This is a genomic window from Kutzneria viridogrisea DSM 43870 (assembly GCF_000525635.1).
Lineage (GTDB): Bacteria > Actinomycetota > Actinomycetes > Mycobacteriales > Pseudonocardiaceae > Kutzneria > Kutzneria viridogrisea.
Genome location: NZ_CP007155.1, coordinates 99,508 through 114,029 on the forward strand (window position 1 = coordinate 99,508; position 14,522 = coordinate 114,029).

Consider the following 14,522-nt stretch of genomic DNA (forward strand, 5'->3'; position numbering starts at 1 on the left):
CCCGCACGCGTAGGGTCGCTTGTCATGACTGGTGCCGCGGACAAGCTGACCGAGAAGTTGGTGTCGAGGTTGCCCCTGATCGGGGACCGGGTCGACAAGTCGCCCGTGGTCTCCGTCGTGCGGCTGCACGGCGTGATCACCCCGACCCCCTCGCCGGTGAACCGGGGCAGCATCAGCCTGAACGCGGTGGACTCGGCGCTGACCAAGGCGTTCGGGCACGAGCGGCTGGTAGCCGTGGCGCTGACGATCAACTCGCCGGGCGGGGCGCCGACCCAGTCCGCGCTGGTCGCCGAGCGGATCCGCGAGCTGGCCGACGAGAAGCGCGTGCCGGTGCTGGCCTTCTGCGAGGACGTGACGGCCTCCGGCGGCTACTGGCTGGCCTGCGCCGCGGACGAGATCTACGCGCACCGCACCTCCATGGTGGGCTCGATCGGCGTGATCAGCGCGAGCTTCGGCCTCAACGGGCTGCTGGAGCGGTTCGGCGTGGAGCGCAGGGTGCACACGGCGGGGGAGAACAAGCACCGGCTCGACCCGTTCAGCCCGGAGAAGGAGGAGGACGTCCGCTGGCTCAAGGCCATGCAGGCGCAGCTGCACGAGCAGTTCACCGACTGGGTGCGCGAGCGGCGCGGGGACAAGCTGACCGGCTCCGCCGAGGAGCTGTTCTCCGGCGAGGTGTGGACCGGGGCCAAGGCGCTGGGGCTGGGGCTGGTGGACGGCCTGGGCTCGGCACGCCAGGTGGTCAAGCAGCGCTTCCCGGAGGCCGAACTGGCCCTCGCCGAGCCGCGCAGGCCGCTGTTGGCCAGGCTGGGCCTCGCCTCGGCCGCGCTGGCCTCGCCCGCGGATCGCCTGCTGGCGGCGGTGGACGCGGTTGAACAACGCGTGGCCTGGTCGCGTTTCGGTCTGTAGCTGGCCTGCTGCACGGGGGCCAGCTTCACCCGAATTGGCGGGTGGTCGAAGATGGACACAACACCGGTCGATCGGCAAGATTGCGCGGCACAGTGAGCATTCAGGACACCACGCCGGGTCTCCTCGTGTTGGCCGTGGACGACGAGGCACACGGGCTGGACGAACTGACCTACCTGCTGGACCAGAACCCGCAGGTCAGGCGGGTTATCGGCGCGTACGACGCCGCGGAGGCGCTGCGCGTCATCCGCGGCTCGGACCCGGAGACCAAGCAGCGGCTGGACCGCGGGCTGTGCCCCGTGGACGCCGTGTTCGCCGACATCTCCATGCCCGGACTGTCCGGTCTGGAGCTGGCCCAGGTCATCAACGCGTTCCGGGAGAAGCCGCAGCTGGTGTTCGTCACCGGGCTGTCCGAGGAAGCGGTCACCGCCTTCGAGCTGGGCGCGCTGGACTACATCGTGAAGCCGCCGCAACAGGCCAGGGTGGACATGGCGGTGGACAGGGTGGCGAAGTTCCGCGCACTGACCGCGGCCCCGCAGACCCCGGCGGGCGGCCTGCCGGAGCAGCGCGAGGACGACGAGGTCATCCCGGTCGAACTGGCGGGCACCACCAAGCTGGTGCCCCGCTCCAGCGTGCGCTACGTGGAGGCCCAGGGCGACTACGCCCGGCTGCACACCGTGGAGGGCAGCCACCTGGTGCGCATCCCGCTGGCACAGCTGGAGGAGCGCTGGGCCGACGCGGGCTTCATCCGCATCCACCGGTCCTTCCTGGTGTCCCTGCCGCTGGTCACCGAGCTGCGCATGGGCTCGTCGGGTTACACCGTGGTGGTGGGCACCGGCACCGACGAGAAGGAACTGCCGGTCAGCCGCAGGCACACCCGTGAGCTCAAGGACCGCCTGGTGCGCCAGCCCAAGCACGGCTGGGGCAACGGGACGTGACCGGTGAGGGCGAGGACGGGGGGCAGCAGGAGGGCGTGACGCGCAGGCCGCAGCGCCGCAAGAAGGTCGTCCTGGCCGAGAGCAAGGCCACCCGCGGCGTCGCCCGCACCATCGTTGAGCTGGAGGAGCAGACCAGCGTCGGCGAGCACCTGGTGCGCAGCCTGGTCCGCGCCCAGTTCCGCACCGCGCTGACCATGGCACTGCTGACCATGGTGACCCTGGCGAGCCTGCCCCTGCTGTTCTACCTGTTCCCTGATTTCGCCGACCTGACGGTGTTCGGTATCCGGCTGTCCTGGGTGTTGCTCGGGGCCGCCCCGTACCCGCTGATCTACGGCATGGGGGTCTGGTTCGTGCGCAGGGCGGAACGGCACGAGCGGGACTTCGTCAGCATGGTCGATCGCTGAGCGGGGCCACGTGACCTTCAACCTGTGGGCGTGCGCGTGCATCGTCGTGGTCGTCGTGCTGACCTTCTACCTGGGGTACTACGGCTCCCGCACGGCCAACACCACCAGGGACTTCCTCGTCGCCAGGCGTAGGGTCTCCGCCAACCAGAACGCGGCGGCGATCTCCGGTGAGTTCCTGTCCGCCGCCTCCTTCCTCGGCATCGCCGGGCTGGTCCTCAAGGAGGGGCCGGACCAGCTCTGGTACGCCATCGGCTTCACCGCGGGCTACTTCGCGCTGCTGCTGTTCGTGGCCGCCCCGCTGCGCCGCTCCGGGGCGTACACCCTGCCGGACTTCGTGGAGGCCCGGCTCGGCTCCAAGGGCCTGCGCGGTGTGGCGGCCATCGTCACCGTGGCGATCGGCTACATCTACCTGATCCCGCAGTTGCAGGGCGCGGGGCTCACGCTGGCCACCGTGGTGCCCGGGACCCCGGAGTGGGCCGGGATCGTGCTGGTCACCGTGGTGGTGATCGTCAACGTGCTCTCCGGCGGCATGCGTGCGATCACCCTGGTGCAGGCCTTCCAGTACTGGGTGAAGGTCTTCGCGATCACCGCGCCCGCCTTCGTGCTGTTCACGGTGTTCGTGGTGGGCGGCCCCCCGGAGGGCCAGCACGACCTGACCTCCACCAAGATCCCGGTCTTCACCGCGGACACCACGGTCACCCTGGACGACTCGGTGCGGATCAGGGTGGTGGAGCCGATCCGGCTCGAGGTCAACGGGGTCGTCGACGGCATGCCCGCCAACGGCAAGGCGATCTGGCTCAGTGGGGTCAAGGACGTCTCCGCGCACACCAGGCTGAGCTTCCCGGCGGGCGCCACGGTGCCCATGGTCGAGGGCGCCACCGTGCACAACTCCGACTGGCTGCGCCCGCAGTCCGGTGGCCGGTCGGCCCTGTTCAACACCTACTCGCTGATCTTCGCGACCTTCCTGGGCATCCTGGGCCTGCCGCACATCCTGGCCCGCTTCTACACCAACCCGGACGGCCGGTCGGCCCGCCGCACCACCCTGCACGTGCTGCTGCTGCTCGGCGCGTTCTACCTGTTCCCGGCCCTGCTGGGGGCGCTGGCCAGGCTGTACGAGCCGGGGCTGCTGGTCACCGGCCGCACCGACACGGCGCTGCTGCTGCTGCCGCAGGCGATGCTGCCCAACGTGTTCGGCCAGATGATCGGCGCGCTGGCCGCCGCGGGCGCGTTCGCCGCGTTCATGTCCACCTCCTCCGGGCTACTGGTGAGCCTGGCCGGGGTGGTGTCCACCGACGTGTCCCGCGGCCGGGTCCGCGACTTCCGCTGGTCCACCCTGCTGGTGATGGTCGTGCCGGTGGCCGCTGCCCTGGGCCTGCGCTCGCATGACGTGTCCCTCGGCGTCGGCATGGCGCTGGCCATGGCCGCCTCCACCTTCTGCCCGCTGCTGATCCTGGGCATCTGGTGGCGCGGGCTGACCTGGATCGGCGCGGGCGCGGGCATGGTGGTCGGCGGGGTGTGCGTGGCCTGCGCGATGATCACCGACATCGTCAGCGGCTACACCGGGGATTGGGCGCCCGCCCTGTTGCAGCAGCCCGCGCTGGTCACGGTGCCGCTCGCCTTCGGCACGATGATCATCGTCAGCAAGGCGACCCACCGGCGCCGCCCCGAGGAGGTCAACCGGATCATGCTGCGGCTGCACGCCCCCGACCCGCTCGGCTTCATCAAGGACCGGGATGTGCTGCGGTTCGGCGAGGGCCAGTCCGATGGGCGGCACCGCAGGCTGGCCATCCGCTCCAGGCTCCGGGCCCGACGTTCCTGACAACGGGGAGCAACCCTTTCCACCCGTTCGACGTCACCCCTTGGGATGAGTCTGTGTGGCAGCGGAAGGACGTTGGCGTGGCACAGCGTGACGAGAGTTTCGCCGAGTTCTTCACCAGCAGGTTCGACTCCGCCCGCCGCACCGCGCACGCCCTGTGCGGCAACTGGCTGGAGGCCGAGGAGATCGCGCAGAGCGCCTTCGTGAGCATGTACGGCCGGTGGAACAAGGTCCGCATCGACAGCGCGGACGCCTACCTGCACACCGTGCTGACCAGGACCTTCCTGGACACCAAGCGGCGCGGCAGGCGGCGCGAGCAGGTGGTCGCCGACCCGCCCGACCAGGCGGTGCAGCCGGACCTGTCGGCCTCCGAGGACCGGCCCTCCCTGCTCGCGGCGTTGCAGGAGGTGCCGCCGAGGCAGCGCGCCGTGCTGGTGCTGAGATTCGTGCGCGACCTGTCCGTCGAGGAGGTGGCCGAGACCCTGGGCTGCACCACCGGGACCGTCAAGAGCCAGACCGCGCGTGGCCTGGCTACCCTGCGTAAGGCGTACGGGGCTGTCACCGGGGACGTCCTGTTGTTGCAGGTGGCGGGGTGAGGCTGGTGGACAGGCACGACGAGGAACTGCTCGCCGCCCTGCGCGCCGAGCTGGACGCCCCGGCCCCGCCCGTGCGCACCCAGTTGGACGAGGTCCTGCGACGGGGCAGGCGCCGGGTGCGGGCACGCAGGCTGGTCGCCGCCGCCGGGGTGGTGACGGTGGTGGCCGGGGTCGGGCTCGGCTCCGCCGTGCTGCGCGGCTGGCAGGGGCCCGGTGAGGCCCCGGTGGCCAGCCCACCGACCACCGTGGTCGCCTCGACGGGCAACCTGCCGTCCGGCTGGGGACCCGCTCCGGTGACCGCCAGTCCGGCGTCCCCGGAACCGGGGGCCAAGGTGACCTGCGGTCACTGGGTGACGATGCCGGACAACTCGAGGGCCCCGGAGCTGGACGGCGCCCTGCTGGCCAAGGTGCTGACCGAGACCGTGCAGCGGGTGGCCCCCTCGGCCAAGGTCGCGCTGACCAACACCGACTGGTCCTCCTCGCTGAAGCGGTCGGACGGCCTGCTCGGCACGGTCTGGATCGACATCACCGACTCGGGCGGCCCCGGCAGCCTGTTGACCGAGGTCAGGGCCTACGCCGGGGCGCCAGCCGAGGCCGCCGACGCCGAGGCGTTCGTCTACGGCGGCTGCACCACGCCGCTGCGCAAGACCCTGTCCAACGGCACGGTGCTTCAGCTCTACGGCGTGAACAGCGACGACCCCGGCCACCCCTCGCAGGCGCTGCGGGTCTACACCGCCAACCGGCACCTGTACGTGCTGGTCGCCGAGGGGTTCGGCAGCGTCAACTGGACCAAGGACACCGGTCAGCTGGCGGTGCCCAAGGGGGTGGGGCGGCGCTCGGTGCCGCTGACCCAACAGCAGTTGACGCAGGTCGGGGACTACCTGGCCACGCTCGGCTGACGCCCTCACAGCCGACCAACGGGGCGGCGTGGCAGCATTTGCCGCATGATGCCGCTGCAGGTGCCGACCGTCGCGGTCGAGGAACTGCCCGAGGACGCCGTGCTGCTCGACGTGCGCGAGGACGACGAGTGGCAGGCCGGGCACGCCCCCGAAGCGCTGCACATCCCGCTCGGGGACCTGACCGCCCGGCTGGCCGAGGTACCGCAGGACAACGAGGTGTACGTGATCTGCCGCAGCGGCGGCCGCTCCGCCCGCGCCACGGCGTACCTGAACCAGAACGGCTGGGACGCCACCAACGTGGCCGGGGGCATGGGTGCCTGGGCCGCGACGGGCCGCACGATGGTCGGCGAGCACGACGGCGTCGAGCCCGAGGTGATCTGACCGTGCACCCCCAGCGGCAGTGGGAGTGGGTGGCCACCCCGCCGCCCCGTGCGCTGCCGCAGTCAGGTTCGCGGACGGGCCGGTTCCGGCGGCCTTCGCCGTACACCGGCCCGCCCTCGTACCCGGCTCCGCCGCGCTGGGGCTTCCCCCGGCTGTCCTGGCGCTGGCCGGTGTCCGTGCCCACGGGCGGCTCCACCGCCAAGCCGGTGGACCAGTTGCGCATGCTGGCCCGCAACGCGGCGCTGACCCTGTGGCTGACCGCCGCCACGCTCGGGCTTGCCGCCGTCGGCGAGGGCTGGCGGTTCGTGCTGCTGCTGCTCAGCCGGGACGGTGCGCTCTCCCGTGAGGTCCTGGCCTACTCCGACGCGCTGGTCGTCACCGCCGGTGTCGTGTCGGCCGTCAGCGCCGTGGCCTCCGCGCTGCTCGCGCTCGGCTGGCTGCTGCGGGCCAGGCAGGTCGCCGCCACCGCCGCCGACCAGGTGCCCGCCCGCTCCCGTCGCCAGGTGCTGTTCGGCCTGCTGGTTCCCGGACTGAACCTGGTGCTCGCCGGGTCGATCCTCGCCGAGCTGGAGCACACCGCGGCCCGCCAGCCCGCCTCCGAGCGCCCCAAGCCCTCCCGGCAGCTGCTGTGGTGGTGGGGAGCCTGGGCCCTCAGCCAGGTGCTGTTCCTCGTGACGATGCTCGTGCTGTTCCTGGACGGCAGCGTGCAGGGCATGGCCAACGGCGTGGAGCTGCACCTGCTCGCCGACCTCGTGGCCGCGTTCCTCGCCGTGGCCAGCGCCCAGTTCATCGCCCGGATCACCACGTTGCTCGAACCGGTCGACCTGACCACCGTGCACCGGCTGCGCGTCCTGCGCGTCACCGACAGCCCCGCGCCCCCACTGCGCGCCGTCCGGGCGCCCGGGTCGGTCCGCTGACCTAACTCCATCCCCCGCCACTCCCTGGGGGGCGACCCCAAGTCCAGTCTACCGCCCGCCGCCCGCAGTTGATCTTGGCGGAGATCAACATGTGGACAACTCGGCGGCTGTGGACAACTCAGCTCGTCAGGTGCAGCGAGCGCAGGCCGCGGATGACGAACTCAGCGCGTCGAGCTGGGGTTTCGGCGAGCTGGGCGGTGGGCAGGCGGCGTGTCAAGGCCGAGAGTGTGGCGCCGATCTCCAGGCGGGCGAGCGGGGCGCCGACGCAGTAGTGGATACCCGCGCCGAAACCGAGGTGGGCGTTGGGGGAGCGGCCCACGTCCAGGGTGCCGGGGGAGTCGAAGACGAGCGGGTCGCGGGCGGCGGCACCGAGCAGGGCGGCGATCTTCTCCCCGGGTTTCACCACGTGGCCGGCGATCTCGACCTCGGTGGCGGCGGTGCGCTCGAACAGTTGCAGCGGGGAGTCGAAGCGGATCAGCTCCTCGACGGCGGTCGGCAGCAGAGCCGGGTCCTCGACCAGGCGCTGCCACTGGTCGCGGTGCCGCATCAGGGCGAGCACCCCGTTGCCGACCACGTTCACCGAAGCCTCGTGCCCGGCCATCAGCAGCAGTACCGCCGTGGCCACCAGCTCGTCCTCGGTCAGCCGGGCGCCATCGGTGTCGGTCTCCGCGACCAGGTCGCTGACCAGGTCCGACCCGGGCTGCCTGCGGCGCAGCGCGATCAGCTCCCGCAGGTAGGCCACGAACTCGGCGGCGGCGCGCTCGGCGGCCTCCCGGGTCTGCGGCGGTAGGCCGTACTCGTAGAGCTTCACGATCGCGTTCGACCACGGCTGCAACAGCGCCCGGTCGGGGCCGGGTACGCCGAGCAGTTCGGCGATCACCTCGACGGGCAGCGGGCCGGCCACCTCGACGAGCAGGTCGGCGCTGTCCCCGGCCTCGATCTTCTCGGCGAGCCCGTCCACCAGCCTGCCGGCCAGCTCGGCGACCCACGGGCGCAGCCGCTCCACGTGCCCGCGCGCGAAGGCGCCCGCGATCAGTCTCCGCAGCCGGGTGTGCTTGGGCGGCTCGCTCTCCAGCAGCGAGTTGCGGTGCAGCAGGTTGACCGCGGCGAACTGCTCCACCGGCTTGACGTCCGACCAGACCCGGCCCAGGCCGCGGTGGCGCAGCACCGCCGAACACGCCGAGTGCGACACCGCGACGGCCATGCCGAGCCCGGGGTGGTCGTGCACCTCGCCGACGGCGCGCAACGCGTCGAACGCGGGGTAAGGGTCGGCGAGGAACTCGGGGTCCTGCGGGTCGAACATTGTCATGCACTGCACGCTAAGTCGCACACCGAGCCGAGGTCCAGGGCGGAATGGTCCGCACCCCGTCACCTGCGGTTCACCCGCTTGCCGCATGATGCGGCTGTGCACCGCCCCGAGATCGTCGCGCACAGGGGTGCCTCCCAGCACCGTGCCGAACACACGCTCGCCGCCTACGCCCTGGCCCTGGAGCAGGGCGCGGAGGGGCTGGAGTGCGACGTGCGCCTGACCAGGGACGGCCACCTGGTGTGCCTGCACGACCGCACCGTCAACCGCACCTCCAACGGGCGCGGGGTGGTCAGCGAGCTGACCCTGGACCGGCTCAGCGAGCTCGACTACGGGCAGTGGCACCACGAGTTGCCGGACTCCGCGGACGAACTGGTGCACGAGCCGTTCGCGGTGCCCTCCGCCGACCCGGCCGAACGCGGGCTGCTGACCCTGGAAGCGCTGCTCGGGCTCATCGCCGACACCAGGCCGAGCGTCAAGCTGTTCGTGGAGACCAAGCACCCGGTCCGCTACGCCGGGCTGGTGGAGGCCAAGCTCGTCGCGCAACTGCACCGGCACGGGCTGGCCACGCCCGCGGCCAAGGAGGAGTCGCCCATCGTGGTGATGTCCTTCTCCACCCGCGCGGTCCGCAGGGTCCGCGAACACGCCCCGAAGCTGCCGACCGTGCTGCTGCTGGCCCGGTTCACGCCCGGCAGGGGCTCGGGGGAGCTGCCGCCCTGGGCGGACATCACCGGGCCGGGCATCCACATGCTGCGCAACGACCCCGACTACGTCGCGCGCAGCGCGGAGCGCGGCCACGACACGTACTGCTGGACCGTGGACGAGCAGGCCGACATCGAGCTGTGCCAGCGGCTCGGCGTGCGCTACCTGGCCACCAACGCACCCGCCAACACCCGGCGACTGCTGGGCCAGGGACCGTCGGCTACCGTCGCCCAGTCCTGAGCACCAGCACCTGGAGGAACCGTGGCCAAGCGGACGGCTGTCAAGCGCCCGGCGGTCAACAGCACTGACGGCGTCAACCCCAGGCAGCCGTGCCCCTGTGGATCGGGCAAGCGCTACAAGGCGTGTCACGGCTCCGCGGGCGGCCCCGCCGACGTGATCATCTCCCGCCCGTTCGAGGGGCTGGCCGCCGAGCCGGAGCTGATCGCGCTGCGCGAGTTCGTGCCCTCCGCCACCGCCGCCCTGCCGCTCGCCGGGGACGTGCCCCGCCAGGTCACTCTGGCCACCGTCCTGCCCATGGCCGCGGCCGCGCTGGTCCGCAGCGACGGCGTCGCCTTCGTCGGGCTCCAGGTGCAGACCCGCTCCGGGGACCTGAGCCGGGACGTGGCGCGGGCCATCCGGTGGGCGCTGACCGCCGAGCCCGGGGACGCGCTGCCGATCGTGGGTGTGGACAACGGGGACGAGCCGGGCCGCCTTCAGGACCTGCTGGTCGCCGACCAGCCGCTGGAGCCGGTGCTGCACGAGGACTTCGCCTGGTGGCTGCCCGAGGACACGCAGGCCACCGGGGACGTGGCCCTGTCACTGGAGCGGGCCAACGCCGCGATCATGCCCAGCGCGCGGCTGTCGGCCCCCGGGGTGCACGCCGCCTACTGGGTGGACGCGGGCGACAAGGCACACCTGCGCTGGGTCCGCCCCGAGCCGGAGGAGCAGCTGCTCAACGCCATGGCCAAGCTGGCGGCCCGCAACGAGCTGAACCTGGGCGAGGGTTCCCGCTACGCCGGGTCCTTCCGCGCGCACGGCCTGTCCGTGCCGGTCTGGGACCTGGACCCCGAGCTGCACTCCAGCGAGTGGGCCGCGGGCGCCGAGGCGCTCAGCACCCGGCTGACCGGAGCACTGGCCACGGCGGACGAGCAGCTGACCGACAGCGAGCGCCGCGCCCACGACGGGCTGCGGGGCCGCCAGGTCACGCTGCGATAGGGCACTGCGGGGCCGCCAGGTGACGCTCCGCTAGTTGCCCACAAGTAGTTGCCCACAAGAGCAGTCTGGTTGTCCACAGTTGTCCCCAGGCTGTCCACAGGAGGATGTGGATAACTCATGATCCTGCACATCTGCTCACAGGCGGAGTGGGCGGTCGCCGAGGAGGAGGGCGTGCACGCCCCCGCCTCCCTGGACGAGGTCGGCTTCGTGCACTGCTCCGACCCCGGCACGGCGCACATCCCCGCCAACGCGGTGTTCGCCGGTCGCACCGACCTGGTGCTACTGGTGATCGACCCGGTCAGCCTGGACGCCACCGTGCGCTGGGAGCAGGGCGTGCCCGAGCACCCGGCGGGCATCCTGTTCCCGCACGTCTACGGGCCGATCAACACCTCCGCGGTGCTGGCCGTCGTGGACTTCCCGCCGGACGAGTCGGGGGTCTTCGCGCTGCCCAGGGAACTGGCCGAGCAGTAACCGAGCACAGTGGTCCGGTGGCGGTCCCCGCGACGCCGCCGGACCACCGCCGGGTCAGACCTTGCCGCCCGCGACCTTCGGCGCGGTCGGGTCGTTGCCCTCCTCGCCCACGGACTCCCTGGCCAGGAAGTCCTCGATGTGGAAGACGTTGTCCCCCGCGCGGTCCACGGTGTGCAGCAGCGTGGACATCGAGGAGACCTCCTCGACCTGCTCCTTGAGGAACCACTGCATGAACTGCTCGCCGAGGTAGTCGCCCTCGTCGCGGGCGGCCCTGGCCAGCGTGGTGATCTCGTCGGTGACGGTGCGCTCCTGCTGCAGCGCCAGCTCGACCGGCTCGCGCACGGAGTCGAACTCGTTGCGCACCTCGCCGACGCCGGGAATGGCCACGGTGATGTCGTTGTCCAGCAGGTACTGGACGATCATCATGGCGTGGTTGCGCTCCTCGAGGGACTGGCGGTAGAAGTGCGCCGCCAGCCGGGGCAGGTCCTGGCCGTCGAACCAGACCGCGATCGCCGTGTACTGCTGGGCGGCGGTGAACTCGTTGCGGATCTGCGCCCGCAGCAATTCGTGGAACTTCGTGGTGCCGTTGTGGGGGGACATGCCACAACCGTACTCCGAATGGGTCTGGTATTCGCAAGTAAGGATGTGCTATTGACCCGCCCTGGTTATCCTCACCTAATTCCGGCTGTGGACAACCTGGGGACAACTGTGCACAACCTGGTGACAGGAGTTGTGCAACTTCCGGTCGCAGAACGCGAAAGCCCCGGTGAGCTGCGGGAACTCCGCGAGCCGCACCGGGGCAGGCTGTGCACCGAACCTGTGCACTGGTTGTGGACAACTCCGCCGGATCAGGCTCCGGCGAGCACGTTGGTCCGGTCGTAGACGGTCAACGCACCCATTGCCCGACCATTCAGCTTCTGCAACTCCGGGTGCAGGTCCTCGATCACGGTGCAGGGCAGTGCGAGCACGTCCGGTCGTACCGTGACGATCTTCGGGTGGCCGAGCACGACCTCGTCCCACTCGACGTCCTCGGAACAGCCCGAGCGGTCGACCACGAAGCCGACCGTGTTGTCCGCGTCCTCGCCGAACAACTCGGCGATGCCCTGCACCAGTTGGTTCTGCTCGACCGAGGACAGGCCGTCCAGGTCGAACTCCTGCGCGACCACGTCGCCGCCGACCCTGCGGAACCGGCCGTACAGCGCCGTGTCCGCGTCCAGCCAGAACTCCACGTCCAGCCGGGTGATCTCGGTCAGCGAGAGTCGGCCCAGCAGCGCGTTCCGGTCGGTGTCCTCGGACAGGGACAGACCCAGTGACTCGATCCTGGCGACAGTTCTCGCGGCGCGGTCGGCGGACCAGCCGTTCTCGTACCAGTGGATGAAACCGCTCACCCTGGTGGCTCCTCTTTGTCTCGCCTGCTGTGCCGCCATGTCTACCCCGTCACCCGATCAGGGGTTCACCTCGGGGGCGCCGTGGTACCGGCCCCCATCCGGGCGGGCCAGCCGCCGGCCAGCGGACGGGTCCGCTGTTGCAGGGCCATACCGCCGTACGGGTAGTCCACGGACACCTCGCTGGCCGCGGTCAGCCGCTGCTCCTCCTTCTCGGTGAGCACCAGGTCCACCGCGCCGAGGTTGTCCGCCAACTGCTCGACGGTGCGCGCCCCGAGGATCACCGAGCTGACCGCGGGACGGCCCGCGACCCACGCCAGCGCGATGCGGGACGGGGTGGAGTCGCGCTCCTGCGCGATCTGCCGCAGCGTGTCGACCACGTCCCAGGTCCGCTGCTCCTGGGTGCGCCCGGCGAAGAACAGCGCCATGCGCTCCTCGGCCAGCCGGGTGTCCTCGGCGGGCTTGGCCCCCTGCTCGTACTTGCCGGTGAGCACCCCGCCAGCCAGCGGGGACCAGGGCAGCAGGCCGAGCCCGTTCTCCTCGCAGGAGGGCACGATCTCCCACTCGATCTCCCGGCACAGCAGGCTGTACTGGGGTTGCAGGGTCACCGGCCGGGCGAACCCGCCGAACTCGGCTACGTCCACCGTCTTCTGCACCTGCCAGCCGGTGAAGTTGGACAGTCCGACATAGCGGATCTTGCCCGCGCGCACCGCACTGTCCAGGAAGGACAGGGTTTCCTCGATCGGGGTCACCGGGTCCCAGGCGTGCACCTGGTACAGGTCGATGGCGTCCACCGCGAGCCTGCGCAGGGAGGCGGTCAGCGCGCGGTCGAGGTGCCGCCGGGACAGACCCGCCCCGTTGGGCTCCTCGCTGGTGGGAAAGCGGCCCTTGGTGGCGAGCACGACGCGGTCGGTGATCTCGTCCGGCCGGTCGGCGAGCCACCGGCCGATGATCTTCTCGGACTCCCCGCCGACGTAGACGTCCGCGGTGTCCACGAGGGTGCCGCCCACCTCGACGAACCTGTCGAGCTGCGTGAACGAATCCGCCTCGCTGGTGGTGTTGCCGAAGGTCATGGTGCCCAGCGCGAACGCCGAGACCGAGCAGCCACTACCACCCAGATTGCGATACTCCACAATGGACTCCCAGGGCCATGATTCGGTTGTCTCCCTTCCATCATGGCCCTGGAGTTACTCCACAGCGGCCCTAATTCAGCGGGTCCCGCAGCACCGGGCAGGACATGCAGCGCGGGCCGCCGCGCCCCGAACCCAGCTCGGAGCCGCTGATCCGCAGCACCTCGACCCCGGCCTCCTCCAGGCGTGCGTTGGTCTCCACGTTGCGCTCGTAGGCGATCACCACACCCGGCGCGACCGCCAGGGTGTTGTTGCCGTCGTCCCACTGCTCGCGCTCGGCGGTCACCGAGTCCAGCCCGGTGTCGATCACGCGCAGCCGCTCGATGCCCATCGCCTCGGCCGCCGCCGACAGGAACGGCGCGGGGCCGTCCACCAGCACCCCGCCGCTGCCGTCGGGGCGCAGCGAGTAGGCCGACAGCGTGTCGCGGATCGCCGGGTACATCACCACGGCGTCCACGTCGACCATGGTGCAGACGGTGTCCAGGTGCATGGTCGCGCGTTCCTGGGCGATCGGCACCGCGAGCACGGTGTGTGCCAGGCCGTCCATGAACACCGAGCGGGCGAAGGACTCCGCGCCCGCCGGGGTGGTGCGCTCACCGACGCCGATGGCCATCACGCCGGGGGCAAGCAGCAGCACGTCCCCGCCCTCCAACGGGGCCGAGTGCGCACCGTAGGCGCGGGAGGTCTTCGCGAAGCGCGGGTGGTAGGCGTAGATCAGGTCGGTGATCGAGGACTCGCGCCGCCGTGCGGGCATCACCAGCGAGGACACCGCGACGCGGTCCGCGACCCAGGCCGAGGAGTCGCGGGTGAACAGCAGGTTGGGCAGCGGGTCGATGACGAAGTCGTGCGGGCGGTGCATGTGCCGCACCAGCGAGGCGCCCTCGGCGGCGGGCAGCTCCTCGAAGGTCATGCCCGCCATCAGCACGTTGGCCAGTTCCTCCTGCCCCACCGTGGACAGGTGCGAGCGCAGCGAGTCGGCCAGGTCGATGCCCAGCCTGCGCTCGTCCACCGAGGCGTAGATGCCCGCCGACCGCGCCCGCTGGTCGTCCAGCGCGGTCATCAGCAGGTCCGCCAGCAGCAGGACCTCGACCCCGCGCGAGCGCAGCACCGCGGCGAAGGCGTCGTGCTCCTCCTGGGCCCTGCCGACCCACGGGATGCCGTCGAACAGCAACTGGTCGTTGTTGCGCGGGGTGAGCCGCTTGAGTTCCAGGCCGGGGCGGTGCAGCAGCACCGTCCGCAGCGGACCGACCTCGCTGTCGACCCTCGGCGTGGGGTGCTCGTCCGTGGCGGAGCTGATGTGGGAGGTCACGGGGTTGAGGGTAACCACGCGACGGTTGAATTGTCGCCCCTCAAGTGGGTGTGACGGTGATTTCAGAAACAGAATGCACTTGTGACAAGCGATTCGTTAATAAGTTCACGCTTCTGAGCAACGAATCGTTGCATGCGCCGTTCGGGTTCA

At 71.0% G+C, this 14,522-nt stretch carries 16 protein-coding genes; 11 read left to right on the plus strand and 5 right to left on the minus strand.

The window, feature by feature from the left end; translation table 11 throughout:
- The first annotated feature begins 24 nt into the window (after positions 1-24).
- The 8 genes from KALB_RS00485 (at position 25) to KALB_RS00520 (ending at position 6,854) form a co-directional block, all read left to right on the plus strand.
- The gene (locus KALB_RS00485; RefSeq protein ID WP_030108396.1) at positions 25-906 is read left to right on the plus strand and encodes a S49 family peptidase; all 882 of its coding nucleotides are present in this window, start codon (positions 25-27) and stop codon (positions 904-906) included.
- An 80-nt stretch (positions 907-986) separates the two neighbouring features.
- The gene (locus KALB_RS00490) at positions 987-1,841 is read left to right on the plus strand and encodes a LytR/AlgR family response regulator transcription factor (RefSeq protein ID WP_081789136.1); all 855 of its coding nucleotides are present in this window, start codon (positions 987-989) and stop codon (positions 1,839-1,841) included.
- The gene (locus KALB_RS00495; RefSeq protein WP_025353765.1) at positions 1,838-2,245 is read left to right on the plus strand and encodes a DUF485 domain-containing protein; all 408 of its coding nucleotides are present in this window, start codon (positions 1,838-1,840) and stop codon (positions 2,243-2,245) included. Before KALB_RS00490 ends, KALB_RS00495 begins: the two co-directional genes overlap by 4 nt.
- A 10-nt stretch (positions 2,246-2,255) precedes the next feature.
- Entirely contained in the window at positions 2,256-4,064 is a 1,809-nt protein-coding gene (locus tag KALB_RS00500; RefSeq protein ID WP_025353766.1) for a sodium/solute symporter, read from the plus strand.
- Positions 4,065-4,141: 77 nt separating this feature from the next.
- On the plus strand, positions 4,142-4,657 hold the full coding sequence (locus KALB_RS00505; RefSeq protein WP_025353767.1) for a SigE family RNA polymerase sigma factor: 516 nt from the start codon (positions 4,142-4,144) through the stop codon (positions 4,655-4,657).
- Positions 4,654-5,556, plus strand: coding sequence for a hypothetical protein (locus tag KALB_RS48390; RefSeq protein ID WP_025353768.1), 903 nt, complete (start codon positions 4,654-4,656; stop codon positions 5,554-5,556). Before KALB_RS00505 ends, KALB_RS48390 begins: the two co-directional genes overlap by 4 nt.
- A gap of 45 nt (positions 5,557-5,601) precedes the next feature.
- The gene (locus KALB_RS00515) at positions 5,602-5,937 is read left to right on the plus strand and encodes a rhodanese-like domain-containing protein (protein WP_025353769.1); all 336 of its coding nucleotides are present in this window, start codon (positions 5,602-5,604) and stop codon (positions 5,935-5,937) included.
- A gap of 2 nt (positions 5,938-5,939) precedes the next feature.
- On the plus strand, positions 5,940-6,854 hold the full coding sequence (locus tag KALB_RS00520; RefSeq protein WP_025353770.1) for a DUF4328 domain-containing protein: 915 nt from the start codon (positions 5,940-5,942) through the stop codon (positions 6,852-6,854).
- Between the two features lie 118 nt (positions 6,855-6,972).
- Here KALB_RS00520 and KALB_RS00525 read toward each other — a convergent pair whose 3' ends face one another.
- On the minus strand, positions 6,973-8,157 hold the full coding sequence (locus KALB_RS00525; RefSeq protein ID WP_025353771.1) for a cytochrome P450: 1,185 nt from the start codon (positions 8,155-8,157) through the stop codon (positions 6,973-6,975).
- Positions 8,158-8,259: 102 nt separating this feature from the next.
- Between KALB_RS00525 and KALB_RS00530 the strand changes: the two genes are divergently transcribed.
- The 3 genes from KALB_RS00530 to KALB_RS00540 all read left to right on the plus strand — a co-directional run bounded on the left by KALB_RS00530 (position 8,260) and on the right by KALB_RS00540 (position 10,548).
- Positions 8,260-9,102 carry a glycerophosphodiester phosphodiesterase family protein gene (locus tag KALB_RS00530; RefSeq protein WP_030111301.1) on the plus strand — a complete coding sequence of 281 codons (843 nt, stop codon included), beginning with the start codon at positions 8,260-8,262 and terminating at the stop codon, positions 9,100-9,102.
- Positions 9,103-9,123: 21 nt separating this feature from the next.
- Entirely contained in the window at positions 9,124-10,077 is a 954-nt protein-coding gene (locus tag KALB_RS00535; protein ID WP_025353773.1) for a DUF5926 family protein, read from the plus strand.
- A gap of 117 nt (positions 10,078-10,194) precedes the next feature.
- Positions 10,195-10,548, plus strand: a complete 354-nt coding sequence (locus tag KALB_RS00540) for a DUF952 domain-containing protein (protein ID WP_025353774.1) — start codon at positions 10,195-10,197, stop codon at positions 10,546-10,548.
- Positions 10,549-10,602: 54 nt separating this feature from the next.
- Here the strand turns inward: KALB_RS00540 and KALB_RS00545 are convergent, their stop codons facing one another.
- From KALB_RS00545 to KALB_RS00560, 4 genes are all read right to left on the minus strand, one after another.
- Positions 10,603-11,148, minus strand: a complete 546-nt coding sequence (locus tag KALB_RS00545; protein WP_025353775.1) for a ferritin — start codon at positions 11,146-11,148, stop codon at positions 10,603-10,605.
- A gap of 248 nt (positions 11,149-11,396) precedes the next feature.
- On the minus strand, positions 11,397-11,936 hold the full coding sequence (locus KALB_RS00550) for a hypothetical protein (RefSeq protein WP_025353776.1): 540 nt from the start codon (positions 11,934-11,936) through the stop codon (positions 11,397-11,399).
- A gap of 65 nt (positions 11,937-12,001) precedes the next feature.
- Positions 12,002-13,066, minus strand: a complete 1,065-nt coding sequence (locus tag KALB_RS00555) for an aldo/keto reductase (RefSeq protein ID WP_025353777.1) — start codon at positions 13,064-13,066, stop codon at positions 12,002-12,004.
- Between the two features lie 70 nt (positions 13,067-13,136).
- Positions 13,137-14,372: an arginine deiminase gene (locus KALB_RS00560; RefSeq protein ID WP_025353778.1), complete on the minus strand. Its 1,236-nt coding sequence runs from the start codon at positions 14,370-14,372 to the stop codon at positions 13,137-13,139.
- Positions 14,373-14,522: the final 150 nt, after the last annotated feature.

Bases quoted from the DNA above. Each gene is read 5' to 3' on its own strand.
- KALB_RS00485 (WP_030108396.1), top strand. From the start codon at position 25: ATGACTGGTGCCGCGGACAAGCTGACCGAGAAGTTGGTGTCGAGGTTG.
- KALB_RS00515 (WP_025353769.1), top strand. From the start codon at position 5,602: ATGATGCCGCTGCAGGTGCCGACCGTCGCGGTCGAGGAACTGCCCGAG.
- KALB_RS00525 (WP_025353771.1), bottom strand. From the start codon at position 8,157: ATGTTCGACCCGCAGGACCCCGAGTTCCTCGCCGACCCTTACCCCGCG.
- KALB_RS00540 (WP_025353774.1), top strand. From the start codon at position 10,195: ATGATCCTGCACATCTGCTCACAGGCGGAGTGGGCGGTCGCCGAGGAG.
- KALB_RS00545 (WP_025353775.1), bottom strand. From the start codon at position 11,148: ATGTCCCCCCACAACGGCACCACGAAGTTCCACGAATTGCTGCGGGCG.